Genomic DNA, 2,500 nt, shown 5'->3' with positions numbered 1-2,500 from the left:
GGTTCTCTGCGAAATCTATTTAGGTAGAGCGTCATCCGAATACCCCGGGGGGTAGAGCACTGGATGGGTAATGGGGCCCCACAGGCTTACTGATCCTAACCAAACTCCGAATACCCGGGAGTACTAGATGGCAGACACACTGCGGATGCTAACGTCCGTAGTGGAGAGGGAAACAACCCTGACCTACAGCTAAGGCCCCCAATTCATGGCTAAGTGGGAAAGCAGGTGGGACGACCAAAACAACCAGGAGGTTGGCTTAGAAGCAGCCATCCTTTAAAGATAGCGTAACAGCTCACTGGTCTAAATAAGTTGTCCTGCGGCGAAGATGTAACGGGGCTCAAGCCATGAGCCGAAGCTTAGGATGCCGTAAGGCATGGTAGCAGAGCGTAGTGTGACATAGAACTCATCCGTATTTGCATCCCTAGTGGGTGTAATGACGGATAGAGTTCTTTCGATGAAGCCGGCCTGTGAGGGATCCGGTGGAGAGATCACTAGTGAGAATGATGACATGAGTAGCGACAAAGAGTGTGAGAGACACTCTCGCCGAAAGTCCAAGGGTTCCTGCTTAAAGCTAATCTGAGCAGGGTAAGCCGGCCCCTAAGCCGAGGCCGAAAGGCGTAGGCGATGGGAACTAGGTTAATATTCCTAGGCCAGGAGGATGTGACGGATCACAGGTGTAGTTCAATCTTATCGGATTGATTGGGCTGCTGAGTGGTTCCTGGAAATAGCCCTCCATCAGACCGTACCCTAAACCGACACAGGTGGACTGGTAGAGCATACCAAGGCGCTTGAGAGAACGATGTTGAAGGAACTCGGCAAAATACCTCCGTAAGTTCGCGAGAAGGAGGCCCGGTTCCTAGGCAACTAGGGGCTGGGGGCACAAACCAGGGGGTGGCGACTGTTTATTAAAAACACAGGGCTCTGCGAAGTCGCAAGACGACGTATAGGGTCTGACGCCTGCCCGGTGCCTGAAGGTTAAAAGGAGAGGTGAGAGCCTTGAATTGAAGCCCAGGTAAACGGCGGCCGTAACTATAACGGTCCTAAGGTAGCGAAATTCCTTGTCGGGTAAGTTCCGACCTGCACGAATGGCGTAACGACTTCCCCGCTGTCTCCAACATCGACTCAGCGAAATTGAATTGCCTGTCAAGATGCAGGCTTCCCGCGGTTAGACGGAAAGACCCCGTGCACCTTTACTACAGCTTCGCACTGGCATCAGGATTGTGATGTGCAGGATAGGTGGTAGGCTTTGAAGCGGAAACGCAAGTATCCGTGGAGCCTCCCTTGAGATACCACCCTTCGCACTCTTGATGTCTAACCGCGGTCCGTTATCCGGATCCGGGACCCTGCGTGGCGGGTAGTTTGACTGGGGCGGTCGCCTCCTAAAGCGTAACGGAGGCGCGCGAAGGTTGGCTCAGAGCGGTCGGAAATCGCTCGTTGAGTGCAATGGCAGAAGCCAGCCTGACTGCAAGACTGACAAGTCGAGCAGAGTCGAAAGACGGCCATAGTGATCCGGTGGTCCCGAGTGGAAGGGCCATCGCTCAACGGATAAAAGGTACGCCGGGGATAACAGGCTGATACTGCCCAAGAGTCCATATCGACGGCAGTGTTTGGCACCTCGATGTCGGCTCATCTCATCCTGGGGCTGGAGCAGGTCCCAAGGGTACGGCTGTTCGCCGTTTAAAGAGGTACGTGAGCTGGGTTTAGAACGTCGTGAGACAGTTCGGTCCCTATCTGCCGTGGGTGTAGGAGACTTGAGAGGAGTTGCCCCTAGTACGAGAGGACCGGGGTGAACGATCCACTGGTGGACCAGTTGTCGTGCCAACGGCAGTGCTGGGTAGCTATGATCGGACAGGATAACCGCTGAAGGCATCTAAGCGGGAAGCCCCCCTCAAAACAAGGTCTCCCTGAGGGCCGTGGAAGACCACCACGTCAATAGGCCGGAGATGTAAGCGCAGTAATGCGTTCAGTTGACCGGTACTAATCGCCCGATAGGCTTGATTTGATCCAGTAATGGAAAGACAAGACCAAAGCATACACCGACCTTGACTATGGATAGCGTCGCAGCACCCAGCCGCGATGTTGATTGAGACAACAACCGAGTGGCACCGCGCATTTGCAAGCAAATACGCTGCCTGCCACCTCGTCGCTTTCTTGCACAGCAAGAAAGTCGACATGGGGATTTTCCTCGGTTTGGTGGTCATAGCGCAAGTGAAACACCCGGTCCCATCCCGAACCCGGAAGTTAAGCACTGCCGCGCCAATGGTACTTGGGCTTAAGCCCCGGGAGAGTAGGTCACCGCCAAACCTAGAAAAATCCCCCCCCTCTCTAACGATGAAAAGAACACTACCCGGTCTCAAGTAGCCGAATAGGCGGTAGACCAACGCAGGGCCTCACCTAGCGTAAGCGGTAGGCCAAAAAAGTGTCGCGGGATGGAGCAGCCCGGTAGCTCGTCAGGCTCATAACCTGAAGGTCGCAGGTTCAAATCCTGCTCCCGCAACCA

The 2,500-nt window shown here is 54.6% G+C and carries 1 tRNA gene and 2 rRNA genes (1 of these 3 cut by a window edge); all 3 read left to right on the top strand.

The window, feature by feature from the left end:
* Positions 1-2,002 (top strand): 23S ribosomal RNA (locus ACR0LN_RS23725); it begins 829 nt to the left of the window's first position.
* 187 nt (positions 2,003-2,189) lie between these two features.
* Positions 2,190-2,304 (top strand): 5S ribosomal RNA (rrf, locus tag ACR0LN_RS23720).
* 119 nt (positions 2,305-2,423) lie between these two features.
* Positions 2,424-2,500: transfer RNA gene (locus ACR0LN_RS23715), tRNA-Met, on the top strand.

The sequence above is a fragment of the Ruegeria sp. AA6 genome (genome assembly GCF_056542865.1).
This window is presented reverse-complemented; position numbering and strand designations above follow the sequence as displayed.